This is a genomic window from Salinispora vitiensis, assembly GCF_000378825.1.
Taxonomy (GTDB): Bacteria; Actinomycetota; Actinomycetes; order Mycobacteriales; family Micromonosporaceae; genus Micromonospora; species Micromonospora vitiensis.
In genome coordinates, this window is record NZ_KB900388.1 from 3,504,658 (window position 1) to 3,531,326 (window position 26,669).

A 26,669-nucleotide genomic window follows, 5' to 3' on the forward strand; every position below is an offset into this window, starting at 1 on the left:
ACGACAACCCGGGGGTGGGCCGGCCCGGTTCGGTCGGCCCACCCCCGGTTGGGGTGGTGCGGTGGGTTAGCGGCTGTTGACGAAGGTGAGTAGGTCGTTGTTGAGCTGCTGCTTGTGGGTGTCGGTGATGCCGTGGGGGCCGCCGGGGTAGACCTTGAGGGTGGAGTTGGCGACGATTTCGTGGGCTTCCTCGGCGGAGTTCTCGATCGGTACGACCTGGTCGTCGCCGCCGTGGATGATCAGGGTGGGTACGTCGAAGCGCTTGAGGTCCTCGGTCAGGTCGGTTTCGGAGAAGGCTTTGATCGAGTCGTAGGCGGCCTTGTGGCCGGCCTGCATGCTCTGCAGCCAGAAGCTGTCCTTCATGCCCTGTGACACCTCGGCGTCGGGGCGGTTGGCGCCGAAGAAGGGCCCTTCGGCGAGGTCGCGGTAGAGCTGGGAGCGGTCGGCGAGGGAGCCTTCGCGCAGGCCGTCGAAGACCTCGATGGGTACGCCGTTGGGGTTGTCGGGGGTCTGGAGCATCAGTGGGGTGACCGCGCCGACGAGGGCGACCTGCGCGACGCGGTCGGTGCCGTGTCGGCCGACGTAGCGGGCGACTTCACCGCCGCCGGTGGAGAACCCGACGAGGGTGACGTCTTTGAGCTTGAGCTTTTTGATCACGGTGGCGAGGTCGTCGGCGTAGTGGTTCATGTCGTTGCCCTCCCAGGTTTGGGAGGAGCGGCCGTGGCCTCGGCGGTCGTGGGCGATGACGCGGTAGCCGTTGTCGGCCAGGTGCATCATCTGGGATTCCCAGCTGTCGGAGTTCAGTGGCCAGCCGTGGCTGAAGATGACGGGTCGTCCGTCGCGGGGGCCCCAGTCCTGGTAGAAGATGTCGACGCCGTCGCGGGTGGTGACGAATCCTTCGTTGCGCTCGGCGTGTTTGCCGGCGGCGGCGGGGTCGGCTTGGGCCTCGCCGCCGCTGTTGGTGGCGATGGCGGTGCCGCCGGCGGCGATACTGAGCACGGCCACACCGGCCAGGAGCGCGGCCCACCCGGGGCGACGGCGGGGGCTGGTAGCGCGGCTGGAAGTGTCGAGGGTGTCCATGTCGGGTCTCCTTGTCTGAGTTTGTTTTGGGCCGGGATGTTGGGTTGGCCTTACTTGGCGAGGAAGGCCAGGAGGGCCTGGTTGACGTCGTCGGCGTGGGTCCAGAGCAGGCCGTGGGGTGCGCCGTCGATCTCGACGTAGTCGGCCTCGGGCAGCTGCTTGCGGAACTCGCGGGCGGTGGCGTCGATGGGCAGGATGTTGTCGGCGGTGCCGTGCAGGATCAGACTGGGTACGTCGATCTTTGGGAGGTCGGCGCGGAAGTCGGTGACCCAGGTCGGCACGGCGGCGCTGGAGGCGTACCAGGATGCGCCGGCGGCGATGTTCCAGCTGTTGCGCAGCGCCTCCTCGGACAGCCGGGTGCCGAGGGTGTCGTCGGTGTTGTAGAAGTTGCGGTAGAAGTCGGTGAAGTAGGCGTAGCGGTCCGCGGTGACCGCGGCGAGGATGCCGTCGAACACCTCCTGCGGTACGCCGGTGGGGTTGTCGTCGGTCTGCAGCAGGAACGGTTGCAGCGAGGCCAGGAACGCGGCCTTGGCAACCCGCGCCGAGCCGTAGCGCGACAGGTAGCGGGCCACCTCACCGCTGCCCATCGAGAACCCGACCAGGACCACGTCGGTGAGGTCGAGGGTCTCCAGCACGGTGTTCAGGTCGGCGGCGAAGGTGTCGTAGTCGTAGCCGACGGTGGGCTGGCTGGACTGACCGAAGCCCCGCCGGTCATAGGTGATCACCCGGTAGCCGGCCTTGAGTAGGGCCGCGGACTGCTTCTCCCACGAGTGCCCGTCCAGGGGGTAGCCGTGGATGAGGACCACCGGCTGTCCCTGACCGTGGTCCTCGTAGTACAGGTCGATGTTGGTGCGGTTCTCGGTTCCCACAGTGATGTACGGCATGACGGGCCTCCCAGACCGAAGGTGAGAACGTTCGTTCTCGCTCGCGTTGGGTAGTACGTTAGAGAACGATCGTTCCCCTGCGCCACTCGGGGCAGCGTGACCGTCACCACACCTGACCCGAGACAAGAGGAAGCCATGCCCCCCGCCACCCGAAACCGGACCACCCCCCAGACCGAGCAGATCCGCGAACACATCCTGATCACCGCCGATCGGCTCTACTACAGCCGCGGCATAAACGCCGTAGGCATGGACGCTCTACGCAACGAGTCCGGCGTCTCTCTGAAACGCCTCTACCAGCTGTTCCCCTCCAAGGAGAACCTCGTCGAGGCCGTCCTGCACCGCCGGCGCGATATCTGGAACAGCCTCATCGAAACCGCCATCGCCACCGGCAGCGGCACACCCCGGGACCAACTACTCGCCGTCTACGACATGCTGGCCCGCTGGTTTGACGAGGACGACTTCCGCGGCTGCGTCTTCATCAACACCTTCGGCGAGCTCGGCGGCACCGCACCCCACATCGCCGCGCTCATCCGCGAACACAAGGCGAGTTTCCAGGCGCGCCTGGCCGAACTGGTTACAGAAACCGGCGCCCCCGCCGCACTCGCCCACCAACTCGCCATCCTCGCCGAAGGAGCCCAGACCACCGCCGCCATCGCCGGCACCAACGACGCCGCCCACCACGCCCGCGCCGCCGCCACCACCCTCATCGACACCGCCCTAGCCGCGAGCCGGTCAAAACCCACCACAACGCGATGAACTTCCAGGAGGCGCGCTGATCGGGCTCAGAGGAGGTTCACCCCGAGCAGCAGGGTGCCGGCGGTGAGGCTGGCACCGCCAGCGACGGTGAGCCAGATGAGTTTGTTGGGCTTGGTGTCCCGGGGCCGGACCACCGAGAGGAAGAAGCCGAGCGGCATCAGGATCGGGGCGGCGACGAAGAGCAGCCGGATCAGCGTACGGGTGCCGCTGCCCGCGTCGGCCTGTTCGATGTAGGGGAGGGCCACGAGGGCGAAGAGGACCAGCACCCCGGCATGCGCGTGCCCGGCGGTCCAGAGGCCCCGGCGGACCGGGTTGTCCAGGTAACCGGCTACGCGCCCGGCGAGGTGCTGGAGCAGGGCCAGTCCGCCGAACGCGATCGTCGCGACGGTGATCAGCAGGATTCCGGCGGTGTTCAGGGTTGACGGGGACATCGGGCACCTCCAATTAGTCACTGCAAAGATGCGCCTCCGCCCCAATCTTGTCAACATCTAGATTCGCCCGACAGGCAAGCTCTCAACGGTCGCCGGCGTCAGAGATTTGGGAGGTGACCGGTGTCCGAACGCATCGACGGGGAGTTAACCGCGTTCGTCAACGAACGCGGTGGTGTTCTACTGCGGGCCGCCTACGCCCTGGCCGGCAGTCAGCACGGCGCCGAAGACCTGCTCCAGACCGCGCTGGCCAAGGCGTACGCCCGCTGGCCCCGGATCCGGGGGGAGCCCGAGCCGTACGTACGCCAGATCCTCTACCGGGACCAGGTGTCCGGCTGGCGCCGCCGTTCCCGCCGGCCGGAGTTCCCGGTCGCCGTGCCGCCCGACCGGGTCGGCGGACCCGACCGCGGGCACGAGGTTGACCTGCGGCTGCTGCTGCGCGAGGCGCTGCTGGCGCTGCCACCACGGCAACGCGCGGTACTGACCCTGCGCTACCTGGAAGACCTGAGTGTCGAGCAGACCGCCGAGCTGCTCGGCTGCCGGGCCGGCACGGTCGCCAGTCAGACCTCCCGGGCGCTGGCCCGGCTGCGGCAACTGGTTCCCGCACTCGACGGACACCGCACCGAGGAGCGGAGATGAACGGACCAACCGAACAGAACCTACGGACCGCCCTGCGGGAGCTGGCCGACGAGGCCCGCCCGACCACCAGCCTCGCCAACGCCGCGCGAAGCCGAGGCCGACGGCTGCGGCACCGACGGCGACTGGCGGTGACCGGTGGCGCGCTGGCGGCGTTGGTCGCCCTGGCCGCACCCTTCGTCTGGCTCCGGCCAACCGCCCCCGGGCCCGGCCCGGCCGCCTGGGTTCCGCCGTCAAGCTCAACGCCGTCGAGCTCAGCGGCTCCGAACCCATCCCGGATACCGGCAACCACCGGAGACTGGACCCAGCAGCCCCTGCCGCTGCCCGGCGGATGGCTGCTGGTCGGTGCCACGCCAACCGGTATGTCCTACACGCCGGACGGCGAGCGCATCATCCAGCAGGGGTACGCGTTGGACCGCACCCAGGACCAGTACCTCAGCACCGACCAGTACGACGAGATCTGGGCCTCGCCCAGCGGTACGGTCGCCGGGGTGGTGGACTACGACCGGCGGGGCGAGTTCGGGCTGCTCGACCTGGGCAGCGGCGCGGTCAACTGGGTGCGTACCGGTCAGCACACCATGACGCCACAGTGGTCACCTGACGGCAGCCGAATCGCCCTGACCATCTTTGACAAGGCGAGCGGAGACAGTGCCCTCGGCGTGCTGAGTGCCACCGGCGAATGGCAGCTGTTCCCGGTGGACACCGAGAGGTACCTCTGCACCGACTACTGCTACTTCACCTGGACCCGGGACGGCCGGGAGGTGGTGTGGCAACAGACCGACCCCACCGCACCTAACTCCGAGGCGGCGCCGCACATCCGGCGGGGGGTGCAGCTCTTCTCCCCCGACGACGGCCGGCCGACCCGGTTCCTCCCGATCAAGGGGGACCCCACCGGACCGTGGTCCTGGTCGCCGGACGGCGAGCGGGTGGTGGTCAAGGGCCCGCAGGGGCCGGAGATCGTCGAAGTGGCCACCGGACGCGTGCTCGGGCCGACGGCGAGCGCGGAGGCGGCGTGGGGCCCCGACAACCAGTTGCTGTACCAGGACTGGGGTACCGGGGAGATGGTGCTGACCGACCTGGACGGTCGGGACCTCGTCCGGCAGACCCTTCCGGGCGAGGTCGGGCAGGGCCTGATCGTTCTGGTGGCGCCCCGTTGACCAGCGGGCTACTCGACGATTCCCTGCTCGCGGGACCAGCGCAGCAGCTCGGCCTCGGCCTCGTCCCGCCCCAGCGGGCCCCGCTCCAGCCGTACCTCCTTGAGGTGTTTCCAGGCCTGCCCGACGACCGGACCCGGCGGTACGCCGAGCAGCTCCATGATCGCGTTGCCGTCCAGGTCGGGGCGGACCCGGGCCAGGTCCTCCTCGGCCGCGAGCCGGGCGATCCGCTCCTCCAGCGCGTCGTAGTCGGCGGCGAGCCCGGCGGCCTTGCGCCGGTTGCGGGTGGTGCAGTCGGAGCGGGTCAGCTTGTGTAGCCGCGCCAGCAGGTCACCGGCGTCGGTGACGTACCGGCGCACCGCCGAGTCGGTCCACTCGCCCCGGCCGTACCCGTAGAACCGCAGGTGCAGCGCGACCAGTGCGGTGACCTTCGTGGTGGTCTCCCGGGGGAAGCGCAGCGCCTTCATCCGTGCCTTGGTCATCCGGGCGCCGACCACCTCGTGGTGGTGGAAGCTGACCCGACCGTCCGACCCGACCGCCTTCGTCGCCGGCTTGCCGACGTCGTGCATGAGCGCGGCCATCCGGAGGATGAAGTCGCAGCCGTCCTCCTCGTACGAGACGGCGTTGCGCACCACGGTCAGCGTGTGGTCGTACACGTCCTTGTGCTGGGCGTGCTCGTCGATCTCCAGCTTCAGCCCGGTCAGCTCGGGCAGGAACCGCTCGGCCAGCCCGGTGTCGACCAGCAGCCGCAGGCCGGCGACCGGGTCGGCGCCGCAGAGCAGCTTGGTGAACTCGTCCCGGATCCGCTCGGCGGTGATCCGATCCAGATCGGCGGCCATCCGTACCATCGCCGCCCGCACGTCCGGGTGTACGGCGAACCGCAGCTGCGCGGCGAACCGGGCCGCCCGCAGCATCCGCAGCGGGTCGTCGCGGAACGACTCCTCCGGCGCCGCCGGGGTACGGACCACCTTGGCCGCCAGATCCGCTAACCCGCCGTGCGGGTCGGTGAAGCGATGCTCGGGCAGGCTGACCGCCATCGCGTTGACGGTGAAGTCCCGCCGCTTCAGGTCCTCGGCGAGGCTCGTGCCGTACTGCACCACCGGGTTGCGGCTGACCTGGTCGTACACCTCCGCGCGGAAGGTCGTGATCTCCAGCCGCAGGCCATCGCGCTGCACCCCGATCGTGCCGAACTCCCGCCCGGTCTCCCAGATCGCCTCGGCCCAACCACGCACGATCCGTAGCGTCTCGTCCGGCTGCGCGTCGGTGCAGAAGTCCAAGTCGTCGCCGAGGCGGCCGAGCAGTGCGTCGCGGACCGATCCGCCGACCAGGTGCAGTTCGTGACCGGCGCTCGCGAAGCGGCGGCCCAACTCGTCGGCGACCGGGGAGACCCGGAGCAGTTCGGCTACGGCGGTGCGCTGCGCGGCGGTGAGTTCGCGGCGGTCGGCGGCGTGCGGTGCGGAATCGGACATGGGAGGGCCAGCCTATCGGTCCGACCGGGCCTGACATCCGCCGGGCGCGGATGACGCCGGGCCGACGACTAGTCTGTGTCGAGGCCCTCGCCCGCGGACCCATGGTCGGTGCCGGGCACCGACCAGATCCTGGAGGCGACAACGATGAGCGGCCGGCTCTACCGCAGCGCGAACGCGCTGGGCGACGGTGGCCGACCGACGGGTGACGACGCGATCTTCATCTCGGCCGAGCCGCTGAACCAGCCGGCCGCCGAGGCGGTCGCGCCCCCGGATGAGGCGGTGGCCGAGGGGAGCGCCGCGGCGAACAGCCTGGTGATGGCCGCGGGCAGCCTGGTCAGTCGGGGCACGGGTTTCATCCGGAACCTGATGATCGGCGCGGCCCTGGGCAACCTGGTCGGTAACGCGTACACCACGGCGATCTTCCTCCCGAACCAGGTGTACGAGTTCCTGCTCGGCGGAGTGCTCACCAGCGTACTGGTGCCGGTGCTGGTCCGGCGACGCAAGGCCGACCCGGACCGGGGCGAGGCGTACGCCCAGCGGCTGCTGACCCTGGCGGTGGTGGCGCTCGCCGCCGCCGCCCTGATCGCGGTGGTCGCGGCTCCGGTGCTGACCGGCATCTACGCCGGTGGCAAGGACGAGGACTACCGGGGCCTGGTCACCAACCTGTCGTACCTGATGCTGCCGATGTTGTTCTTCACCGGCATCAGCGCGCTGATCGCCGCCGTGCTGAACACGCGCGGGCACTTCGCCGCTCCGATGTGGGCGCCGATCCTGAACAACCTGGTGGCCATCGGCACCTTCGGCCTGTACATCTGGGTCTACGGCGCGCAGGCCCTCCAGCCGGGCCAGGTCGGGGCGGACCGGATCCTGTTGGTCGGCGGCGGCACCCTGCTCGGGGTGGCGGTGCAGGCCGCGGGGCTGCTGCCCGCCCTGCGCAAGGTCGGCTTCCGGTGGAAGCTGCGTTTCGACTTCCGCGCGTTGGGGCTGCGGGAGTTGGCCCGGCTCGGCGCCTGGATGTTCTGCTACGTCGCGGTGAACCAGCTCGGGCTCTTCGTGGTGGTCAACCTGCTCACCCGGGTCGCCGGCGAGGACGACGCCGGTCTGCTGATCTACAACAACGTCTTCCTGCTGCTGATGATGGCGCACGGCGTCATCGCGGTCTCGATCATCACGGCGCTGATGCCCCGGATGAGCGCCGCCGCGGCGGACGGCCGATTCACCGACCTCACGGCCGACCTGTCCCGGGGCACCCGGATGGTCACGGCCGTACTCGCCCCGGTGGCGGTCTGCTACGCCGTGCTGGCCGCGCCGATCTCCGTGGTGGTGTTCCGGTACGGCGCGTTCACCGGGGAGAACGCCACCGCCACCGCCACCGTGCTGCTGGTCGCCGCGATCGGCCTGGTGCCCTTCGCGGTCAGCCAGCTCCTCACGTTCGCGTTCTACGCGCTGCCGGACACCCGTACGCCCGCGCTGGCCAACATCCCGGTGGTGGCGCTGCGGGTGCTGCTCCAGGTCGGGCTCTACGTCGTCCTTCCCGCCACCTTCGCGGCGGCCGGCATGATGCTCGGCAACGCGATCTCGTACCTGGCGGCGGTGGTGCTGTCCGCGCTGCTGCTGCGGCCCCGGGTCGGCCGGATCGGGCTGGGCGGGATCATGCGTACGGTGGGCAAGGTGCTGGCCGCCGCGCTCGGAGCCGCGCTGGTCGGTCTGCTGGTGGTCCGCCTGCTGCCGGGCCGACCGGAGGAGCTCGGGTGGTTCATGGCGGCGGTCCAGCTGCTGATCGGTGGGGCGGCGATCGGTCTCAGCTACCTCGGCCTCGCGATGCTGCTCCGGATCAGGGAGGTCACCGAGGTGGTCACCATGGTCCGCCGCCGGCTCGGTCACTGAGCGTCCCGTTCTGACCGTTTATCGGGGGCGTGGACGACCGGATCTGCCCGTCCGGCGGGAGTGCACTCTGCGTGAACGAGGATCACCAATCTGGGGATACGGCTGTGGATAACTTCCGCTCTGCCGCGCCATTGCCGCGTCATCCTGTGGATAACCGGCCGGGCGGGGAGGCATGTCCGGTGCTGGCCCGGGAATCTGGCCCGGGTGCCTCGCCACCTGACCCCGGCCCCTGCGGCAACTACTAGCGGTCAACCTCTAGATTGGCTAGTACATGCGCCAGCAACACCGCCAACAACGACCAAAACCGGACAAGCCACCCGAGCCCAGCAGCCGCCGGCGGTGCGGCGGGAAGATGACATGCGGGGGAAGGCGGGGATCCCAGGTAAGGTCGCTCTCGACGGGTGCGGCTGTTGCCGGCGCAGGCGCCGACAACAGCCGGCCGGTTCGTGGAAGGCAGAGCGGAAGCCACAATGCCCAGCAACACGGGTCCATCGATCGACACGATCACCGAGGGAGGACGGGTGACCCAGGTCGGCGGGGGTCAGGATGCGGACGAGAACGCTCCGCCGGTCATGACCTTCGGTGCTCCGATCGCCGGTGACGTGCTCGCCGAGCGGTACGAGCTCGTCGAGCACATCAACAACGACAGCGCTGGCCGGCTGCTCTGGCGTGGGGTCGATGTCGTGTTGCGCCGTCCCGTCGCGGTGGTGCTGCGCTACCCGGGCGGCGACTCCGCCACCGAGATGCTCCAGGCCGCCGTCGCCGCCAGCCGGGTGATCCACCCCAACCTGGTCGGTGTCTACGACGCGATCGACGAGGGCGAGCGGGCATACGTGGTCCGCGAGTGGGTCGACGGACAGTCGCTGCGGGAACTCGTGGCCGCGGGGGCGCTGGACCCAGCTCGGGCGACCGCCGTCGGCAACGCCGTCGCGAGCGCCCTGGCCGCCGTGCACGCCACCGGAATGGTGCACGGCAACGTCCACCCCGGCACGATCATGATCAGCGATGACGGTCGGGTGGTGTTGGCGGACGCGCGCACCGACGGGGCCGACAGCCAGGCCAGCGACCTTCGGGCGGTCGGTGGCGTCCTCTACTTCGCACTGACCGGCCACTGGCCCCACGCCGAGGTCCCGCTACACGGCGCCACCGCCGGACATGGACGGGCGGCGACCCCGGACGCGCTCCGGGGTCCGGGGGGTGCGCTCACCGCACCGCGCCAGGTCCGGGCCGGGGTTCCGGCATACCTGGACGACCTCACCATGGATCTGCTGGACGGCTCGCTCCCGCCCCCACCGTCGGATGTCCTCGCCGCGGAGTTGGCCCGACTGGACGTCCCGGTCGATGAGCACCTGCTGGAAAACAACGGCCCACTGCGGTTCACCGCCGAGACCGGGGACGAGCCGTCACCGCTGGCCGCGGCGGGCGGGCGCAAGTTCGCCGTCGGGATCGCCAGCCTCCTCGCCGTCGCGCTCGTCGGCCTCCTGATCGGCATCGTCGTGCTCAGTCGGGGCGGGGACGACGACCGGAACCCGACGACAGCTGCCAACCCTTCTCCCATCACGACGACGGGTGAGGATCCACCCGACGCCGTGGCGACCGATCCGCCGAAAATCAGCGTTGCGAAGGTCATTGACCCAGACAGTGGGGACCGCGCCGAGGTCCGCGACGCCGAGAAGGTGTTCGACGGCAGCCTGGATGAGGGCTGGGAGACCCAGACCTACCGGGGGCACCCGAATTTCGGCAAGATCAAGCGCGGCATGGGCATCTGGCTCGACCTCGGTGAACCCCGCAACGTCAAGTCCCTGCAGGTCCAACTCTCGGCCCGGGGTGCGTCGGCCCGGTTGTACACGGGCACTAACGAGCACCCCTCCTCAAGCGCGGGCGACAACGCGCTCTTCGAGGAGTACGAGCAGAACCCGATCGGGCCGGCTAAGGAAGACGCCGGCACCACGATGACCTTCGACGCGTTCGACGCGGACACCGAATACCGGTACCTTCTCGTCTGGCTGACCGAGCTGCCGCCGAGTGACGGCGGCTACAAGGTCGGCATTCAGGAGATCAAGGTCTCGTGAGCCGTTCACCGCGTCCCCGGCATCCTCTCCGCCGGACGCGGTGATGGCGCCGAACGGGTCAACCGAGCGATCGGTGGGAGACGACAGCCCGCCGGCAACCGCTCCCGCCACCGATCTCGAGCTGCTGCGCGCGCATGTCGCTGGCGATCGGGACGCCTTCGCCGAGCTGCTGCGCCGGCACCGGGACCGGCTCTGGGCGGTGGCGCTGCGCACCCTCGGCGACCGGGAGGAGGCGGCCGACGCGCTGCAGGACGCGCTGCTCTCCGCCCATCGGGCCGCCGGACGGTTCCGGGGTGATTCGGCGGTGACCACCTGGCTGCACCGGATCGTGGTCAACGCCTGCCTAGACCGGATCCGACGCCGCCAGGCGCATCCGACGGTGCCGCTGCCCGACGGCGTACGCGACGTGGCCGGCGCCACCGGTGGCACGGAGCCGGCCGCTCCCGTGCCCGACCACGACACTGCTCTGGTGGTCCGGGAGGCGCTGGCCGCGCTACCGGTCGAGCAGCGTGCCGCGCTGATCCTGGTTGATGTGCAGGGCTACCCGGTAGCCGAGGTTGCCCGCATCCTTGAGGTAGCTGAGGGGACGGTGAAGAGCCGGTGTGCCCGGGGCCGGGCCCGGCTGGCAGCGGCGCTCGGCTATCTCCGGGCGGCACCGGAGCAACCGCTCCTGGAGGGAGGCATGCCAGCCGTCACGGGACGGAACCAGCAGCCGCGCGGTGGCGTCCGATCGGTGTCGGGGCGACCCCGGCGCGAAGCCAACCAGGAGGAGCTGTGACGACCGGGGGGTTCCGGGAGGTCGACCACGAGTTACTCGCCGACTACGTCGGTGGGGCGCTCGCGGGCACTCCCGACGAGATGACCGTCGCCCGCCTGGTCGAGCGAGACGAGGCTTGGGCGGACGCCTACGACCGGCTCGTGCCGGCGGTCGCGGAGGTCCACGCCGCTCTGCTCGCCTACGGGACGGCGGAGGAGATGCCCGCAACCGTGGCGGATCAGATTCGCGTCGCGCTGGCGGCGACCGACGCTGCCCCGCCGACCGAGGGCACGCCGGCCGAGAGCGTGCCGGCGCGCCCTTCGGTAGTGCCGGCCCAGCCGCACGCCGGGTCACGGCGCCCCGGCGGCGTTCCGCAACCGGCCGGGACCGGCCCGGGCCGACGGCGCCGACGATGGCAGCGAGTCGGTGCTCCCGTCGCGCTCGCCGCGGTAGCGGTGGCCGCTGTCGGGCTGCTCGGCCTGGACCAACTCGGCTGGGGGACGGACGGTCCGGAGCCGAGCACCGGCACTCCCGAGCAGGCCGTCGCCGGGACGGTGCGCACCACCGCGCCGCCGATGCGGACCGGTACGGACTACCGGCGGGAGGACTTGGCCGCTCCGGTCTCGCCGCCGCAGCAGTACTCCGGCGAGGGCACCACCGAGTCGGCGCCGTCCGGCGAGGGCACCATCGAATCGGCGCCGTCCGGCGTCGGGATCCAGGGCGACCGGACGGCGGGGTTGATCGGGCTCGATCGGCTGACGGATCCGGACGCGCTCGAAACCTGTCTGGCCGAGATCGGCGTCGAGCACGACGCTGGCCAGTTGGCGGTCGAGGTGGTGGACTATGCCCGCTTCGAGGGCCGACCGGCGTTGGTCGTCCGGTTCGCCGATGCGACTGGTGCCCGCTGGGCCTGGGTCAGCGGGCCCGAGTGCGGTGTGCCCGGATCGGGCGCGGACACCCGGTACCGTACGCGGGTAGGGTAGAACTTCACGGCCGTCGCGGGGGTGTGCTGCCGTGACGTGAGCTGACCCACCGGATGACCGGCTCGGGAATTCCCGGTTCGTACGATGGCGTTCTCTACATCAGTTGCCGACGCCTGATTCTGGGGTGTCGGCACCGACTCGCCGTCGGTGCGGCCGTCGGCGAACACACAGACGAATCGGGAGACGGCAGTGGACGACGTCCGCAACCTGATCATCATTGGCTCCGGGCCAGCCGGATACACGGCGGCGGTCTACGCCGCGCGCGCGAACCTCGCGCCGCTGGTCATCGAGGGGGCGCAGTCCGGCGGCGCGTTGATGACGACGACCGAGGTAGAGAACTTCCCGGGGTTCGCCGACGGCATTCTCGGTCCCGAGCTGATGGACAGCATGCGCAAGCAGGCCGAGCGCTTCGGTGCCGAGTTCCTGACCGACGATGTCACCCGGGTTGAGCTCAACAACACCGGCGAGGTCGGCTCAGACGCGGTCAGCACCGTCTGGGTGGGGGAGACCAGCTATCGGGCGAAGGCTGTCATCCTCGCCACCGGCTCCGCCTGGCGCCCGCTGGGTGTGCCGGGTGAGCAGGAGTACCTCGGCCACGGCGTGTCGTCCTGCGCCACCTGCGACGGCTTCTTCTTCCGGAACCAGCACATCATCGTGGTGGGCGGTGGTGACTCGGCGATGGAGGAGGCCAACTTCCTGACCCGCTTCGCCGAGTCGGTCACGATCGTCCACCGCCGGGACACGTTCCGGGCCAGCAAGATCATGGCCGACCGCGCACTGAGCAACGACAAGATCAAGGTCGAGTGGAACGCCGTGGTGGAGGAGATCCTCGGCGCCGACGGCAAGGTTTCCGGCGTCCGACTCCGCAACGTGCACACCGGTGATTCCCGGGTGCTTGACGTGACCGGCGTGTTCGTGGCGATCGGCCACGACCCCCGCAGCGAGCTCTTCCGCGGCCAGGTGGACCTGGACGACGAGGGGTATGTGAAGGTGGACGCGCCCAGCACCAAGACCAGCATCCCGGGGGTGTTCGCCGCCGGTGACCTGGTGGACCACACCTACCGGCAGGCCATCACCGCCGCCGGTACGGGCTGCGCCGCCGCCCTGGACGCCGAGCGCTTCATCGCCACGATCCAGGGCTGAAATTCCGAAACACACCCCCGAGGAGGGAACGTAGTGGGAGCAACCAAGTCGGTCACCGACGCCAGCTTCACCAGCGAGGTGCTGCAGTCCGACAAGCCGGTTCTGGTGGACTTCTGGGCGGAGTGGTGCGGGCCGTGCCGGAAGGTGTCGCCACTGCTCGAAGAGATCGCCGGTGAGATGGGCGATCAGGTCAGCATCGTCAAGCTCAACATCGACGACAACCCGGAGACCGCCCGTAACTACCGGGTCATGTCGGTGCCGACGCTCACCGTGTTCAAAGACGGCAAGCCGGTGCAGTCGATCGCCGGCGCCAAGCCCAAGGGGGAGCTGGTCAAGCTCATCCAGTCCGCGCTCTGACCAACACCAGACGCAGACCTGCCCCCGCATCCGCTCCACCGGGTGCGGGGGCAGGTCTTTTTCCGGCCGCCACACCTCAGGCCCGGCGAGCGCCTAACCTCAATCTCAGAGACAACACCGCAGGTCGGCTGCGGGGCCACCGGAACAGGGCCATCGGCGGCCTCGCCGGGCCATCCGGCCGGCACAGCGTCCGTGCAAAAGGGGGTCGAGCGTGCGTCCGATCCGACCCGGCGACCGTGGACCGGCGGTCACCGAGATCCGTAAGGTGCTGGCCAACCTCGACCTGCTCGTCCCGGCAGCACCAGACAGCGACGAGTTCGACGTGCGCACCGAACGCGCGGTCCGCGCCTTCCAACAGTCCCGTGGGCTGAGCGTGGACGGCCGGGTCGGCACCGAGACGTGGCAGGCCCTGGACGCAGCCCGCTGGCGGCTGGGTGCCCGTAGCCTCTACCACTCCGTACCGGAGCCCCTCATCGGTGAGGACATCCGGTCGCTGCAGGAACGGCTCCTCGAGATGGGCTACGACGTCGGCCGGGCGGATGCCATCTACGGGGTCCGGACAGCCCGGGCACTCGCCCAGTTCCAACGCGAGGTGGGGCTGGTACCGGACGGCACCTGCGGCCCCCACACCGTGAACTCGCTGCGACGCCTCGGCCGTAAGGTGGTCGGCGGGCGCCCACAGTGGCTCCGTGAATCTGACGCCATTCGACAGTCCGGGCCGACCCTGGTCGGGCGGATGGTGGTCATCGACCCAGGGCACGGCGGCAGCGATCCGGGCTTGACCGTGCCCGAGGGGCAGCAGCCCTGGACCGAGGCCGACCTGGTGCACGACCTCGCCAGTCGCCTCGAGGGGCGGCTCGCCGCGGCCGGGGTACGAGTGCAGCTGACCCGCGGTCCGGCACTGCAGGACCATCTTCCCGACGCTGACCGGGCCGCCCTGGCCAACTCGCTCAGCGCGGACGTGTTCATCTCCCTGCACCTCGACGGGCACGTCAATCCGGCCGCCGACGGCGTGGCCACCTACCACTACGGCACTGACAACGGTGTCACCTCCACCACCGGCGAGCGCCTCGCCGGCCTCGTACAGCGGGAGATCGTGGCGCGAACCGGGCTGCGCGACTGTCGGACCCACGCCAAGGCATGGGACCTGCTACGGCTGACCCGAATGCCGGCCGTCCGGGTCGAGGTGGGATACCTGACTTCGCCGACGGACCGGTCCCGGCTGGTCGACCCGCGGTTCCGGGACCGCGTGGTGGAGGCGATCGTCGCCGCCATCCAGCGGATGTACTACCCCATCGAACAAGATGTACCCACGGGGTCGATCGACGTGAGCAAGCTGCGGGCGATGGTGGCAGCGGAGAGCGTGGCCGCCGGGACAGTTGTCGACTGACCGAAGCAGTACCCGCACCGGTCAGCCGGCACTGGACCGACCAGGTCGCGGAGTCAGCCGGCGCTGGAACGGGTCGCCGGAGTGGGCCGGACCGGCCGGAGCAGGCTCTCGGGGTTCATCGAGCCGAGCAGCTTCTCCAACGCGTACTCGACGTCGGACTTCCAGCTCAGTGTCGTGCGCAACTCCAGGCGCAGGCGGGGGAAACGCGGATGCGGACGGACCGTCTTGAAACCCACGGAAAGGAAGTACTCGGCCGGGGCCACACAGGCCCGCGCCGCGTCGTCGGCGTCGCCGAACTTCGCGTCACCGAACGCCTCGATCGCCTTGATTCCGCGCTTCGTCAGGTCCCGGGCGACCCCCTGCACGAGCATCCGGCCCAGCCCGCCACCGGCGAAGGCCGGCACCACCTTCGCCGTCATCAACAGCGCCGCGTCGGGGGAGACCGGCGCGGTCGGAAAGGCCATTGATCGCGGCACGTACGCCGACGGGGCATAAAGCACGAACCCGGCGGGCATGTCGTCCACGTAGATCAGCTTGCCGCAGGCGCCCCACTCCAGCAGGGTCTGCGAGACCCAGGCTTCCTTCTCCAGACCGGGATCTCCAGCTTCACGGGCTCGGTCGGCGGAGACCGGATCCAGCTCCCAGTAGACACACTGCCGGCACGAACGGGGCAGATCCTCCAGGGTGTCCAAGGTCAGACTGACCAGACGTCGCGACATTGGCGCATCCCCACAGTAGGCTCGGAGGTAGACCGCCCTTCGGTGTCCCCGACCACCGATCGTACGCCGGATCCGGACACCACGGTAAGGGTTACGCGAAACGACCACCGGGCAGGTGACAGCGGAACATGACCGGCACGACGCTAGACGACTACACCGACCGCTACGCCCGACGAGTCCGAGGCATGACCGCCTCGGAGATCAGGGCGCTCTTCGCGGTGGCCAACCGGCCGGAGGTGGTCTCGCTCGCCGGAGGTGCGCCGTACATCGCTGCTCTCCCCCTGGACGCGGTCGGCGAGATGCTAGGCCGGCTCGGTGCTGACCACGGCACCACCACCCTCCAGTACGGCATCGGCCAGGGCACCCCAGAGCTACGGGAGCGAATCTGCGAGGTGATGTCGCTCTCCGGCATCGACGCCGCCTGCGGCGCCTCCCCCGACGACGTCGTCGTCACCGTCGGTGGCCAGCAGGCACTAGACCTGGTCGCCCGCCTCTTCCTCGACCCCGGCGATGTCGTACTCGCCGAAGGCCCGACCTACGTCGGGGCGCTCGGGGTCTTCCAGGCCGCCCAGGCACAGGTCGTGCACGTACCGATGGACAATGACGGGCTGATCCCGGAGGCGCTGGAGACGGCCATCGCCGATCAGGCACGCGCCGGGCGCCGGATCAAATTCCTCTACACCATCCCCACGTACCAGAATCCGACCGGCGTGACGCTGACCGAGCAGCGGCGGGAACGGATCCTCGACATCTGCGAGCGCGCCGGCCTGCTGGTGATCGAGGACGACCCGTACGGGCAGCTTGGCTTCGAGGGCGACGCGCCGGCCCCACTGCGCGCCCGCCGCCGCGAGGGCGTCTTCTACCTCAGCACGTTCTCGAAGACCTTCGCGCCGGGGCTGCGGGTCGGCTGGATCCTCGCCCCGCACGCGGTGCGGGACAAGCTCGTCATCGCCAGTGAGGCACAGATCCTCTGCCCCAGCGGCTTCGCTCAGGCGGCCGTGGCCACCTACCTCGGCACGATGCCGTGGCGGGAGCAGCTCAAGGTCTACCGGGAGGTCTACCGGGAACGGCGGGACACGCTCCTCGCCGCCATGGCGGACCTGATGCCGGCCGGCACGGCGTGGACCCGGCCGGGAGGCGGCCTCTTCGTCTGGGCCACCCTGCCGGAAGGGCTGGACTCGAAGGCGATGATGCCCCGGGCCATCGCCGCCCGGGTGGCGTACGTGCCCGGCACCGGCTTCTACGCCGACGGCACCGGCAACGACGCGATGCGCCTCAACTTCTCCTTCCCGCCGCCCGAGCGGATCCGGGAGGGCGTACGGCGACTCTCCGGGGTGATGGAGCAGGACATCGCCATGCGCCGGGTCTTCGGCACCGTCGGCCCGCCCGGCTCTCGTCGAGGGCGGGCCGGTTCCGACACCCCCGGACCCCACTTGGCATGATTCGGGCATGGGTAAGACCGCTGCCGATCCCGCTGTCCTGACCGACCTGCGCGTGCTGGTACTCGCTGGCGGGCTCTCCTATGAACGGGACGTCTCGCTGCGATCCGGCCGCCGGGTCCTCGACGCGCTACGCGCGGTGGGCGTGGAGGCGGAGCTGCGCGACGCGGACGTCACCCTGCTGCCGGCGCTCGTCGCTGACCCGCCGGACGCGGTGGTCATCGCGCTGCACGGTGCCACCGGCGAGGACGGTTCCCTCCGCGGCGTGCTGGACCTCTGCGACGTCCCGTACGTCGGTTGCGACGCCCGCGCGTCCCGCCGCGCCTGGGACAAGCCCTCGGCCAAGACCGTGCTTCGCGAGGCGCACATCCCCACCCCGGACTGGGTAGCCCTACCCCATGACCGCTTCTCCGAACTTGGTGCGGTGGCGGTGCTGGATCGCATCGTGGATCGGCTGAGCCTCCCGCTGATGGTGAAGCCCGCACAGGGCGGCTCGGGTCTGGGTGCCGCCGTGGTTCGGGACAGCGCCGCCCTCCCCGCCGCGATGGTCGGCTGTTTCGCGTACGACTCCACCGCCCTCGTCGAACGCTACCTACCCGGGACGGACGTGGCAGTTTCCGTGGTCGACCTCGGTGCGGGACCGCAGGCCCTGCCGGCGGTGGAGATCGTGCCCCGGAACGGCGTCTACGACTACGCCGCCCGGTACACGGCCGGCCGTACCACGTGGCACACCCCCGCCCGAATGGCCACCGAGGTGGCCGAGGCGGTCGCCGAGCTCGCCGTCGCCGCCCACACCGCGCTCGGGTTGCGCGATCTCAGCCGGGTCGACCTGATCATTGATGCCGACGGTCAGCCACACGTACTCGGGGTGAACGTCGCGCCCGGCATGACGGAGACCTCGCTGCTACCGCTCGCGGCCCAGGCCGCCGGTCTCGACTTCGGTCGGATGATCGGGACCCTGGTTTCCCAGGCCGCCGCCCGGGCAGCCTGAGCCGGCGAAGCGCGGTCGTCGTTGGCGGGCCCGCGTCAGGACGGGACCGCGTTCGTTGCTGATGGCAGTGGCGGAGCATCATCGGCCTTCTCCGGTGCACCGGAGTCAGTACGGCCCGCAGCGTCCTCAACCGCTGCGCCGGCCTCACTTTCGGTGTGGTCCGGGGCTGCCGCACCCTTCACCGAAGGTCCCGGATCCGCAGCGAGCGGGGACGAGGAAGGTTCACTCTCCGGAGCGCCAGCACCAGCGTCCGCACCGCCCGCCGGAACGTCAGCACCGGCACTAGCCGCCACACTCCCGTCCTCCCGTTCGCTCTCTCCGTCGCTCTCCCGGTCGGTCTCCCCGCCGGTCTCCCCGCCGGCCTCCCGGTCGTTCTCTCCGTCGGTCTCCCCGCCCGGCGCCGCGTCCGCCCCAACCGCACCGGCACTCTCTGCCGAGCCGCCGCTGCCCGCCATAGGGCCGCTATTTGTCGGATTCTGCTGTCTGGTCGCGGGCGCCGAGCTTTCTGCGTCCAAAGCGGTCTCCGCGGTCTCGACGGCTTCCGCGGTCTCGACGGCTTCCGCGGTATCCGCGCCCGCTATCGCCTCCGCAGCCTCCGCAGCCTCTACCGCCCCGAAACTGGCCGGTGCCTGCCACTGGATTCGAGGTGGTTCGGCCAGTTGTCGTCCACCGAAATCCGCCAACCAGGCGGCGACGAGGGCGAGATTTTCCCGCCAGGTCGACTCGGGGATCGGCGGCAGTATCGAATCCCACAGGGGCAGGAAGGTCCCCCGGAGCTGGAGTTGACCGTACGGCCGGGCGAGAAACCAGAGGTGCAGGTGCGCGGATCCGTCACCCCAGCGGTTCACATGCACCCGGGACACGCCGTCGAGGGAGCGGATAGCGCGCTCCAGCCGGACCGTCAGCACGCCGAGTTCGGCCGCAAGCAGATTCGGTAGGTCACCTAGATCCAGGTGTGAGCGGGATTCAAGAATCAAGACCATCGGAAGCCCGGTAGGTCTATCCATCGCACGGACCCGCCACCGCTCGCCAACCCAGATGTACGCCTCATCGGGGGCGCCACAAGCGGTACATTCCCGCTCGCCTTCGCCGCGACGGGGCGGTTCGGCCGCGACCGGATCATCGAGTTGCTTGACGCGGAGATCGCCCTCGAAGGGGAAGGAGGGCCATTGGGTGAAGTTCGGCACTGAGGGAGGGGTGTCGGGCACGAGGGTGACCCTAACTGTTTCCGGGACCGCTGTCCCCACCTCCTTCGACCGTCGATCCCTCTGATCGGCTCACCGCCACCCACCCCCCTCCAAAGTTATCCACAGGAGGTCGGAGGTTATCCACAGCCATCTTCCACAGGTCAACACCGCCGCTGAGGCGCTGTTTCACGTGAAACAGCGCAACCTGTGGACAACTGCTGTGGATAACGTTGGGGACGAGACTTCTACTACACCCGGCGCTGACATCGGCCGTCAGAGTCGCGGGGCCAGTGGGTAGGCGCGCTCGGTCACGGACCGACATTAGGCACGGGAGTTGTCGCCCGACCGGCACTTCCGAGCCGGGAGATCCGCGTGAGCGGATCGGTTCGAGTGGCCAAGCGAGCGAAAGCGCAAGCGCGAGCAGACGGACAGCGGACAAGCGGACGCGGGCAGAGGGGAGTGGCCGAGGCAACGGATCAGGCGCAGCGCCGACCTGAGACGGTCCCCACTGATCCCCAGGTCGAATCACTCCCAGGCAGAACAACAACCGCCCCCGTTTCACGTGAAACGGGGGCGATGCTCAACGGCCGCGAGTCGGGCCTTCGGTCAGTCCTCGGGCTGTTCCCGGTCGACCCCAATGATGTCGACGATCCGCTCCAGATCATCCACACTGCCGAACTCGATCGTGATCTTTCCCTTACTCCGGCCGATGTCGACCTTGACTCTGGTGTCGAAACGGTCGGAGAGCCGATCGGCGAGATCGGTCAGTGCTGGTGCACGCGGCTTCGGCCGACGCTTCGGCGCTTCCTTCTCGCTGGTGTCGTCGCTGAGCGAGAGCGCCACCACCTCCTCGGTTGCCCGTACCGAGAGTCCCTCAGCGACGATGCGCTGGGCGAGCCGCTCCTGCGCCTCCGGATTGTCCAGGCTCAACAGCGCTCGGGCGTGGCCGGCGGAGAGCACTCCGGCGGCGACCCGGCGCTGCACCTGGGCCGGGAGGTTGAGTAGCCGAATCGTGTTGGAGATCTGCGGCCGGCTCCGGCCGATCCGCCGGGCCAGCTCCTCGTGCGTGGCGCCGAACTCATCCAACAGCTGCTGGTACGCCGCCGCCTCTTCCAGCGGGTTCAGGTTGGCACGGTGGATGTTCTCCAGCAACGCGTCCCGGAGCATCGAATCGTCCCGGGTGTCCCGGACGATCGCCGGGATGGCGCTCCGACCAACCGCCTGCGCGGCCCGCCAGCGGCGCTCACCCATGACGAGTTCGAACTTCTCGTCGTCGAGCTGGCGGACGACGATCGGCTGGAGGAAGCCGACTTCCTGGATGGAGAACTTCAGCTCCTCCAGGGCGTCCTCGTCGAAGACCTGCCGCGGCTGCTTGGGGTTGGGAACAATCGCGTCGACCGGTATTTCGGCGAAACGAGCACCCGGGACCGGGCTGAGTGAGTCGGACGCCGGTGGCGGCGTACTCACCGCCGCTAGGCCGGCGGTCGGTGTCACCGCTGGGTTACTGACTACTGGGGTGGGCGCGCCGGGTGCCGCCGCCTCCGTCGGAATGAGGGCGCCCAGCCCCCGACCGAGCCCACCCTTGGGACGGTTCTTCATGCCTGGCCTCCCCGTGGCCTGTCCGCGCTACGCATTGCGGCTCACCTCGGCCTTGATGCCCCGCTCGGCGATCTCCTGGGCGGCCTCGAAGTAGCTCGTCGCCCCCCGTGACCCGGGATCGTAGGTCATCACGGACTGGCCGTAGCTGGGTGCCTCGGATACCCGGACGTTACGCGGGATGACCGCCTGGAGCACCTTGTTCCCGAAGTGGTTGCGGACATCCTGCTCCACGGCGTCCGCCAGCCGCGTACGCCGGTCGTACATCGTGAGCAGGATGGTGGAGACGTCCAGCCGGGGGTTTAGATGCTGCCGGACGAGGTTGATGTTGTTGATGAGTTGGTTCAACCCCTCCAGCGCGTAGTACTCACACTGGATCGGGATGAGTACCTCCTCCGCGGCAACCAACGCGTTCACCGTGAGCAGACCAAGCGACGGCGGGCAGTCAATGAGGACGTAGTCGAAGTGGCCCGGGTAGCCGGTGATGGCGCGGGCCAGCCGCGACTCCCGGGCAACCACAGAGACCAGTTCGATCTCGGCTCCGGCCAGGTCGATCGTGGCGGGAACACACCACAGATCGGGGATTCCCTCGACCGCCTGGGCGACATCCGCCAAGGGCAGGCCGTTGATCAGGCAGTCGTACACGTCTGGCACCCCGGTGTGGTGCGGGACGTTGAGTCCAGTAGACGCGTTGCCCTGCGGATCGAGGTCAACCACCAGCACCCGGTTCCCGTGCAGCGCTAGCGCCACTGCAAGGTTCACCGTCGTGGTGGTTTTTCCAACGCCGCCCTTCTGGTTCGCGACGCACATGACCCGGGTCCGGTCTGGGCGAGGCATCGTCACCTCGCCGCTCGGGTTCAGGATCTGCACGGCGCGCATAGCTTCCATCGCCAACGGTGGGTCATCCTCTTCGCGCGTCGGTGTTTCACGTGAAACGTACGTGTCATCAACCCCGTCCTGCCCAGAGGGCAGGTTCGGAGCCTTGGTCGGTTCGGCCGGCCGCCCCGGCGTTGCCTGCTGCGGCACAGCCACCTCGACGCGTGTCGACGCGGCTGTCTTCCCCCGTACCGACGCGGCCTGCTCGGCCACCGGCGGATCGCCGACCCGGGAACTGTCCCCGGTACTGCGGCTCAACGATACTTCCGGCGACGAGGGGCGGGAATGTCCCGGAGTTGGCGCCGCTCGCCGGAAGGTATCGTCCTGCGACGCTCGGGCAGGCGGGCTGACGGGAGGGCTGGGGGTGACCCAACCGGGATCGTCGGTTTCACGTGAAACCAGATCGCCCGTGGACCCGGTCGCGCGCGGATCGTCGTACCTGCCGTCGTCATGCACCTGTCATCCCTGCCCGGCTTCGGATGGTCGGTCCGCATCCTGTCAACGGCTCGCTCGGGTGGTCACACCCTGAGCGACCCGTTGGAAGCGGTCGGAATCCGGCGAGTGCCCGGCACCCCCGCTCCACATTATCGACGCGCGGCCAGCCTACGGGGATTGGGCGTGGTCGGTCCACGTCGGGCTGCACAGCTCGCCTGCCACCCGTACCTGTTCAACGACGCAGCTGCGAGCCGGATCCGCCAAACTCCGGCAGACCGTTGAGCGGTCCACCAAGGTCGGTGTCGACTCCTTGGCTCCGATTCCAACGCGCCCCGACCCGGCCTTGTCGAAAGGCCGGCGATGCGATGTGCCAGCGACGACTCAGCGCCGCCGACCACCACGGGAACGTTTCGCGGGCTTGGGTCGCGACGGTGTCACCACCCGCTCCCGAACGATCTCGATCACCGTCGTCGGCGGCTCAACAACGCCCGCACCGCAGTGGTGCACCTCCGGCGCGCCGCCGCCAAGCCGATCCACTACGGCGGCATGCTCGACGGCCTCCTCCGCAGCCGAGGCACCCTTGAGGGCGACCAGCCGTCCGCCCGGCACGGCCAGCGGAAGGCACCACCGGGCGAGCCGATCCAGCGGGGCCACCGCCCGAGCGGTCACCACATCACCGGTGAGCGGCTCGACTTCACCACCACCGGAGGCGATCTCCTCGGCCCGACCCCGGACAACCCGGACCGAGGCCGCCAGGTCGAGCTGCGCCACCGCCTCGACGAGGAAGGCGGTGCGACGGGCCAGCGGCTCGACCAAGGTGACCGAGAGATCCGGCCGAGCGATGGCGAGCACGAGGCCCGGCAGCCCGGCACCGCTACCCACGTCAAGCACCGTCGCGCCGGACGGAATCCGCTCCGTCACCGCGGCGCAGTTGAGCAGATGCCGATCCCAGATCCGCGGTGCCTCCCGCGGGCCGATGAGGCCCCGGACCACCCCGTCGGTCACCAACAGGCCCGCGTACGCAACGGCCAGGCCCAGCCGGTCACCGAAGAGCGCCCGGGCCGCAGTGGCCAGTTCCGGGGGTGGGGCGGTATCCATCGCAGCCGGAGCGGGGCGATCGCCGACAGGCAACGGCCCGGGCGGCGTACCACCCGGGCCGGACGCGAAGCGCGCCGCGTCGTGAGTCACCCGCTCAGTCCGCCGGCCGAACAATGATGCGCCGACTCGGCTCGACGCCCTCGGACTCGCTCGCCACGCCGTCGATGGCGTTCACCACGTCGTGCACACACTTACGTTCGAAGGCGGACATCGGCTCCAGCCGCACCAACTCGCCGTGCTCCTTGACCTTCTCGACGGCGTTCTTCGCCACCGCGGCGAGCTCCTTGCGGCGGCCCGCCCGGTAGCCGCCCACGTCGAGCAGCAGTCGGCTGGGGGTGCCGGTCTGCCGGAACACCGCGAGCCGGGTGAGTTCCTGAAGCGCCTCCAGCGTGGCACCGCGCTGACCCACCAGGCTCTGGAGTCGGCCGCCAACCACCTCCACGACCGGACGCCCACCGGAGACCAGCTCGTCGATGTCCCCGTCGTAGTCGAGGATGTCGAGTAGGCCCTCCACGTAGTCGGCGGCGATCTCACTCTGCCGGAACAGATCGCTCTCCCCGGTGGACCGCTGCTCCGTGCCGCGGTCGGCCTCGGCCGCCTCGGTCTGGCCCTTCGCCGTTGTCTCCGTCCCCTCGGCGTCCTGGGACTCGTCAGCGCGGGGCGTGCTGGTCTCGGTCACGGTCTCCTCCGTACTCACTCGGCCGGACCGTCGGGTCCGCTGGTCTCCCGGGGCCGGCGGGAACGCCGGTACCACGGTAGGTCTTATCGGGGCAGTCTCGCCCGTGGCCGCAGGACGCGGCGGCGTTTACCCACCGGCGGCGGTATCAAGGTAGATACCGCCGTGCGCCGGTCGGATCAGCCCTGCCGTTTGGCGGGGCGGCCCTTCTGGTTCGCAGCCTGGCCCTTCTTCTGGCCAGCGGGCTGGCCCTTCTGATTGGCCGGCTGGCTCTTCTTCTGGCCGGCGGGCTGGGCCTTCTTCTGACCAGCGGACTGGGCCTTCTGGTTCGCGGGCTGGGCCTTCTGACCGGCGGACTGGGCCTTCTGGTTCGCGGGCTGGGCCTTCTTCTGGCTGGTGGGCTTGGCACCCGGCTTCGGGGCGGCGACCTTGGTCGCGGCCGGCTGGGTGGCGGCCGAAGGGGCGGACTTGCCGCGACCGAAAAGGCCACCGCTCTTCGCCGGCTGCACCGGACCACGCGTACCAGTGGTGCTGGACTTCGCACTCGGCGGCGGCGGGAACTTGCGCAACACCCACTGCTGCTGGGCCAGCGTGAACATGTTGTTGGTGACCCAGTAGATGATCACACCGATCGGGAAGATCGCGCCGGAGATGAGCAGCGACGCCGGGATGCCGTAGAGCATCAACCGCTGGATCATCCGCTGCTGCGGGTCCTCGTGCCAGCCGGTCTTGAGAATCATCTGGCGGCTGGTCAGGTAGGTGGTGCCCATCATCACCAGCACCAGAATGCCGGCAATGATCTTGACGGTGGTGCCGTCGGCGCCCAGCGCGGCCAGTTCCTCGGAAGTGGAGCCGAACTTGCCGGCGATCGGCGCGGTGAAGAGCTTCGCGACTGACGCGCTGTCGAACTGGTCGACCGTCCAGCCGTAGAGCGTCTTCTTGTCCAGTGGCTTGTCCGGGTTGAGCCGCCGGAGCACGTGGAACAGGCCGAGGAAGACCGGAATCTGGAGGAACATCGGAAGGCAGCCCATGAGCGGGTTGGCCTTTTCCGTCCGATAGAGCTCCATCATCTCTTTCTGGAGCGTCTCCCGGTCACCCTTGTGCTTCTGCTGCAGCGCCTTGACCTGCGGTTGCAGCGCCTGCATCGCCCGCTGTGACTTGATCTGCTTGACGAAGACCGGGAAGAGGATCACCCGGACGGTGACCACCAGGAAGATGATCGCCAGGATCCAGGACCAGTTGGTGCCGAGTACCACGCCTTCCGGCACCCCGATGAGGTCCCAGAGCTGGTGCCAGCGCAGCAGGATCCACGAGATCGGAATATAGATAAAGTCGAGCAATTCTCAGACTCCAGTCACATCGGCGCGGCGGCGACCATCCGGAGCCGGCACCGGATCGAATCCACCCGGATGGAAGGGGTGGCAGCGCGCCAGCCGCCGGGCCGTCAGGCCGGCTCCCCGAACCGGGCCATGGCGGGTCACCGCCTCCAGGGCATACGCGCTGCACGACGGGTAGAACCGACAGCGGGCCGGCAACGCCGGACTTATCCACCGACGGTACGCGATGATGGGCCCGGCCAGCACCCGGGCACCGAGTGAGCTCGGCGGTGCCGGATCGGGTGTCGAACTCACCGGGACCGCCGCCCGCGGGGGGCGCGTGCGGCCGCGATCGCGGCGTCGAGATCAACACCAAGTCGTTGGTACGACCGGTGCGCCGCGGCGGGCAGGGCACGGACGATGAGGGTGCTCCCAGCCGGCAGCCCGGGGAGGCGTTCCCGGACCAGGTGCCGCAGCCGACGGCGGACGGTGTTCCGGACGACGGCGTTGCCAACCGCCTTGGAGACGACGAAGCCGGCGCGGGCCGGTGCGGCTGTTTGCTCCGCACCAGTGTCCCGCGCCGGCTTCGTCGAAGAGATCTCCGGTGGGGTGCCGGGCGAGGTCAGATGGACGACGACCACGCCGCGCCCGACGCGTCGGCCACCACGGACCGCCGCGGCGAAGTCAGTGCTGCGCCGCAGACGCTGCGCGGCGGTCAGCACGACTCTCCACGCCCTGCCGATCGGACCTGGCGGCCTCAGGCCGCCAGGCGAGCGCGGCCCTTGTTGCGACGGGTCGAGATGATGGCGCGGCCGGCACGGGTGCGCATGCGCAGCCGGAAGCCGTGGGTCTTCGCGCGCCGGCGGTTGTTCGGCTGGAAGGTGCGCTTGCTCACGTCAGGCTCTCCGTTGTCCTACCCCTAGGCGAGGATCGCCGGGGTCGCGTCTGGTCCGAGGTCGTCCCAGTTTCAGGTCGTGTCACGATCCGGGTCGTGGCATGATCCGAACCAGGTCATGATCCGGAACACCTTCGCGGCGCCCCCGATCAACGCTGCCCGACGCTGCGGACAGCAAGCATCCATCACCCTAGCAGAGGGTGAGAGAGCAGCCGCTCCAGCGTACGCAGGGCCACCACGAGCGTCAACGCTCCCACCGACTGGCCCGACACCGGTCGTTCCGACGTTTCCGCTGCTGCCGCCGAGGGTCGGCGTACGTCCGCTGTTGATGGCGTCCGGACATCGCTGTTACCGTGCCCGATTGCGGTGCAGGGCTGTCGGCCCAAGTCGCGAGTGGCTGTCGGAAGCTCGGGGCCGTCCGGCCGTGGTTGGCGCCGCCAGGCAA

At 69.7% G+C, this 26,669-nt stretch carries 26 protein-coding genes; 12 read left to right on the plus strand and 14 right to left on the minus strand.

Annotated features, from left to right (window positions below):
* Nucleotides 1–66: 66 nt before the first annotated feature.
* Both SALPAC2_RS0116580 and SALPAC2_RS0116585 read right to left on the minus strand, forming a co-directional pair.
* The gene (locus SALPAC2_RS0116580) at nt 67–1,080 is read right to left on the minus strand and encodes an alpha/beta fold hydrolase (protein WP_018217759.1); all 1,014 of its coding nucleotides are present in this window, start codon (nt 1,078–1,080) and stop codon (nt 67–69) included.
* Nucleotides 1,081–1,130: 50 nt separating this feature from the next.
* Complete coding sequence (locus SALPAC2_RS0116585; RefSeq protein ID WP_018217760.1) at nt 1,131–1,964, minus strand: alpha/beta fold hydrolase; 834 nt, start codon at nt 1,962–1,964, stop codon at nt 1,131–1,133.
* A gap of 135 nt (nt 1,965–2,099) precedes the next feature.
* Here SALPAC2_RS0116585 and SALPAC2_RS0116590 point away from each other — a divergent pair, with 135 nt between their 5' ends.
* A complete protein-coding gene (locus tag SALPAC2_RS0116590; protein ID WP_018217761.1) occupies nt 2,100–2,720 on the plus strand; it encodes a TetR/AcrR family transcriptional regulator in 621 nt (206 codons plus the stop codon).
* Between the two features lie 26 nt (nt 2,721–2,746).
* On the opposite strand, the gene SALPAC2_RS0116595 is transcribed toward SALPAC2_RS0116590, so the two are convergent.
* Nucleotides 2,747–3,151: a hypothetical protein gene (locus SALPAC2_RS0116595; RefSeq protein WP_018217762.1), complete on the minus strand. Its 405-nt coding sequence runs from the start codon at nt 3,149–3,151 to the stop codon at nt 2,747–2,749.
* A gap of 120 nt (nt 3,152–3,271) precedes the next feature.
* Here SALPAC2_RS0116595 and SALPAC2_RS0116600 point away from each other — a divergent pair, with 120 nt between their 5' ends.
* Both SALPAC2_RS0116600 and SALPAC2_RS0116605 read left to right on the plus strand, forming a co-directional pair.
* Nucleotides 3,272–3,787, plus strand: coding sequence for a SigE family RNA polymerase sigma factor (locus SALPAC2_RS0116600; protein ID WP_018217763.1), 516 nt, complete (start codon nt 3,272–3,274; stop codon nt 3,785–3,787).
* Complete coding sequence (locus SALPAC2_RS0116605) at nt 3,784–4,941, plus strand: TolB-like translocation protein (protein ID WP_018217764.1); 1,158 nt, start codon at nt 3,784–3,786, stop codon at nt 4,939–4,941. The genes SALPAC2_RS0116600 and SALPAC2_RS0116605 overlap by 4 nt, the downstream gene beginning before the upstream one ends.
* An 8-nt stretch (nt 4,942–4,949) precedes the next feature.
* Here the strand turns inward: SALPAC2_RS0116605 and SALPAC2_RS0116610 are convergent, their stop codons facing one another.
* On the minus strand, nt 4,950–6,407 hold the full coding sequence (locus tag SALPAC2_RS0116610) for a CCA tRNA nucleotidyltransferase (protein ID WP_018217765.1): 1,458 nt from the start codon (nt 6,405–6,407) through the stop codon (nt 4,950–4,952).
* A gap of 144 nt (nt 6,408–6,551) precedes the next feature.
* On the opposite strand from SALPAC2_RS0116610, the gene murJ reads away from it, so the two are divergent.
* The 7 genes from murJ to SALPAC2_RS0116645 all read left to right on the plus strand — a co-directional run bounded on the left by murJ (nt 6,552) and on the right by SALPAC2_RS0116645 (nt 14,996).
* Nucleotides 6,552–8,294, plus strand: a complete 1,743-nt coding sequence (gene murJ, locus SALPAC2_RS0116615) for a murein biosynthesis integral membrane protein MurJ (protein ID WP_026184805.1) — start codon at nt 6,552–6,554, stop codon at nt 8,292–8,294.
* Between the two features lie 470 nt (nt 8,295–8,764).
* Nucleotides 8,765–10,366 (plus strand): protein kinase family protein, encoded by a 1,602-nt coding sequence (locus SALPAC2_RS0116620; protein ID WP_018217767.1) that lies wholly within the window; start codon nt 8,765–8,767, stop codon nt 10,364–10,366.
* Between the two features lie 43 nt (nt 10,367–10,409).
* A complete protein-coding gene (gene sigM / locus SALPAC2_RS0116625) occupies nt 10,410–11,144 on the plus strand; it encodes an RNA polymerase sigma factor SigM (protein WP_018217768.1) in 735 nt (244 codons plus the stop codon).
* Nucleotides 11,141–12,106: a hypothetical protein gene (locus SALPAC2_RS0116630; RefSeq protein ID WP_018217769.1), complete on the plus strand. Its 966-nt coding sequence runs from the start codon at nt 11,141–11,143 to the stop codon at nt 12,104–12,106. The genes sigM and SALPAC2_RS0116630 overlap by 4 nt, the downstream gene beginning before the upstream one ends.
* A gap of 189 nt (nt 12,107–12,295) precedes the next feature.
* Entirely contained in the window at nt 12,296–13,249 is a 954-nt protein-coding gene (gene trxB / locus SALPAC2_RS0116635; RefSeq protein WP_018217770.1) for a thioredoxin-disulfide reductase, read from the plus strand.
* A 33-nt stretch (nt 13,250–13,282) separates the two neighbouring features.
* Nucleotides 13,283–13,606 carry a thioredoxin gene (gene trxA, locus SALPAC2_RS0116640; protein WP_018217771.1) on the plus strand — a complete coding sequence of 108 codons (324 nt, stop codon included), beginning with the start codon at nt 13,283–13,285 and terminating at the stop codon, nt 13,604–13,606.
* Nucleotides 13,607–13,817: 211 nt separating this feature from the next.
* Complete coding sequence (locus SALPAC2_RS0116645) at nt 13,818–14,996, plus strand: N-acetylmuramoyl-L-alanine amidase (protein ID WP_018217772.1); 1,179 nt, start codon at nt 13,818–13,820, stop codon at nt 14,994–14,996.
* A gap of 53 nt (nt 14,997–15,049) precedes the next feature.
* Here the strand turns inward: SALPAC2_RS0116645 and SALPAC2_RS0116650 are convergent, their stop codons facing one another.
* Complete coding sequence (locus SALPAC2_RS0116650; RefSeq protein ID WP_018217773.1) at nt 15,050–15,715, minus strand: N-acetyltransferase GCN5; 666 nt, start codon at nt 15,713–15,715, stop codon at nt 15,050–15,052.
* Nucleotides 15,716–15,843: 128 nt separating this feature from the next.
* Between SALPAC2_RS0116650 and SALPAC2_RS0116655 the strand changes: the two genes are divergently transcribed.
* Both SALPAC2_RS0116655 and SALPAC2_RS0116660 read left to right on the plus strand, forming a co-directional pair.
* Nucleotides 15,844–17,157 carry an aminotransferase-like domain-containing protein gene (locus tag SALPAC2_RS0116655; protein WP_018217774.1) on the plus strand — a complete coding sequence of 438 codons (1,314 nt, stop codon included), beginning with the start codon at nt 15,844–15,846 and terminating at the stop codon, nt 17,155–17,157.
* 7 nt (nt 17,158–17,164) lie between these two features.
* Complete coding sequence (locus SALPAC2_RS0116660) at nt 17,165–18,145, plus strand: D-alanine--D-alanine ligase family protein (protein WP_018217775.1); 981 nt, start codon at nt 17,165–17,167, stop codon at nt 18,143–18,145.
* Nucleotides 18,146–18,180: 35 nt separating this feature from the next.
* Here SALPAC2_RS0116660 and SALPAC2_RS0116665 read toward each other — a convergent pair whose 3' ends face one another.
* The 9 genes from SALPAC2_RS0116665 to rpmH form a co-directional block, all read right to left on the minus strand.
* Nucleotides 18,181–19,128: a prolipoprotein diacylglyceryl transferase gene (locus SALPAC2_RS0116665; RefSeq protein WP_018217776.1), complete on the minus strand. Its 948-nt coding sequence runs from the start codon at nt 19,126–19,128 to the stop codon at nt 18,181–18,183.
* 810 nt (nt 19,129–19,938) lie between these two features.
* The gene (locus SALPAC2_RS0116670; RefSeq protein ID WP_018217777.1) at nt 19,939–20,931 is read right to left on the minus strand and encodes a ParB/RepB/Spo0J family partition protein; all 993 of its coding nucleotides are present in this window, start codon (nt 20,929–20,931) and stop codon (nt 19,939–19,941) included.
* Nucleotides 20,932–20,958: 27 nt separating this feature from the next.
* A complete protein-coding gene (locus SALPAC2_RS28360) occupies nt 20,959–22,260 on the minus strand; it encodes a ParA family protein (RefSeq protein ID WP_080636941.1) in 1,302 nt (433 codons plus the stop codon).
* A gap of 360 nt (nt 22,261–22,620) precedes the next feature.
* Nucleotides 22,621–23,337 (minus strand): 16S rRNA (guanine(527)-N(7))-methyltransferase RsmG, encoded by a 717-nt coding sequence (gene rsmG / locus SALPAC2_RS0116680; protein ID WP_018217779.1) that lies wholly within the window; start codon nt 23,335–23,337, stop codon nt 22,621–22,623.
* Between the two features lie 94 nt (nt 23,338–23,431).
* Nucleotides 23,432–24,034 carry a Jag family protein gene (locus SALPAC2_RS0116685; RefSeq protein ID WP_018217780.1) on the minus strand — a complete coding sequence of 201 codons (603 nt, stop codon included), beginning with the start codon at nt 24,032–24,034 and terminating at the stop codon, nt 23,432–23,434.
* Nucleotides 24,035–24,192: 158 nt separating this feature from the next.
* A complete protein-coding gene (gene yidC / locus SALPAC2_RS0116690; RefSeq protein ID WP_018217781.1) occupies nt 24,193–25,353 on the minus strand; it encodes a membrane protein insertase YidC in 1,161 nt (386 codons plus the stop codon).
* 3 nt (nt 25,354–25,356) lie between these two features.
* Nucleotides 25,357–25,596, minus strand: a complete 240-nt coding sequence (gene yidD, locus SALPAC2_RS26300) for a membrane protein insertion efficiency factor YidD (RefSeq protein WP_223874089.1) — start codon at nt 25,594–25,596, stop codon at nt 25,357–25,359.
* Nucleotides 25,597–25,640: 44 nt separating this feature from the next.
* Nucleotides 25,641–26,051, minus strand: a complete 411-nt coding sequence (rnpA, locus tag SALPAC2_RS0116700; RefSeq protein ID WP_018217782.1) for a ribonuclease P protein component — start codon at nt 26,049–26,051, stop codon at nt 25,641–25,643.
* Between the two features lie 35 nt (nt 26,052–26,086).
* Nucleotides 26,087–26,224, minus strand: coding sequence for a 50S ribosomal protein L34 (gene rpmH / locus SALPAC2_RS0116705; RefSeq protein ID WP_018217783.1), 138 nt, complete (start codon nt 26,222–26,224; stop codon nt 26,087–26,089).
* Nucleotides 26,225–26,669 lie beyond the last annotated feature (445 nt).